The 985-nt window shown below is 39.5% G+C and carries 1 protein-coding gene; it reads left to right on the forward strand.

Annotated features, from left to right (window positions below):
* The first annotated feature begins 455 nt into the window (after nucleotides 1–455).
* Nucleotides 456–887 (forward strand): hypothetical protein, encoded by a 432-nt coding sequence (locus tag C5S61_RS02480; RefSeq protein WP_110513543.1) that lies wholly within the window; start codon nucleotides 456–458, stop codon nucleotides 885–887.
* Nucleotides 888–985 lie beyond the last annotated feature (98 nt).

A 985-nucleotide genomic window follows, 5' to 3' on the forward strand; every position in this document is an offset into this window, starting at 1 on the left:
GAATAGAGGAGTTTATTACATACCTTAAATAGCATCAAAAATAATGTATACCATTCATATTATATACTAGGGAATATTCTTGACGTGAGTAATAGTAGGCTTTTAGTTCAACTGAAACAAGAACTTGTGTCAACACAAGTAGGTAGCTGGGGTGAGGTAGATGCTTGGATTGCGAAGGCAACGCCCGTAATTCAACGCTATTATACTCATCATCTGGTATATTTTCAAAGTATTACCGTTGCCCCACCACGAGTTGGATTGCCCCGTGCTGGAGGATTGCGGGGCATATTTAAGAATGATGTATCCCTCGGTTTTGATCCGTCAAATGATGAGTCGACAGCAATTGAACAAAGAACAAATCATCAGCGGATTAATCATATAAAAACAAAATCTTGAATTTTTTGGATGGTCTCATCGTTTTAGATACCAACAGCATAATACAAGGGGACAATGTTATGGATGAGCTTGATGGGCTTGCCAATCCGATTTTGATGCAAGGTGTTGCGTTTCTTTTCAACGAAGTTAAGGAAATTTTAGCGGAGCGGCGCAAATCGCGTGCTGACCGTAAAGAGCCTGATGATACGCCGATTCCCAGTACAGGACTCCAAACAGTCGAGGAAGTGCTCAACTTAAAACCGAAAGAGGTGCGGCTCAATGATATTAACGAGGAAATAAAACACTGTATTAATATGATTGAGCGTTATCGAAAAAATCAACGCTACGCGGAGGCTGCTATCCAGCAATATGGAAATATTTTTCAGGCTCCTCCTATAAAGCGTAACGAACTTGAGGATGCCGAAAACAGTATCCAAGAATATGCACAGCGATTAAAAGATACTATTGAAAAAGTGTATGGCCATAAGATTTCTATTATTGGGTTATTGTAATGATTTTCCAAGTCTACCTGATGAAGTAAGTAGGGTGTATCTTATATCTATCTCTTATACACATCTGACGCTGCCGACGAAGCTAGAAGTGTATATAT

The sequence above is a fragment of the Herpetosiphon llansteffanensis genome, from assembly GCF_003205875.1.
Lineage (GTDB): Bacteria > Chloroflexota > Chloroflexia > Chloroflexales > Herpetosiphonaceae > Herpetosiphon > Herpetosiphon llansteffanensis.

What these genes read in the sequence shown, in the direction of transcription:
- C5S61_RS02480 (WP_110513543.1), top strand. Translation starts at nt 456, where the DNA reads ATGGATGAGCTTGATGGGCTTGCCAATCCGATTTTGATGCAAGGTGTT.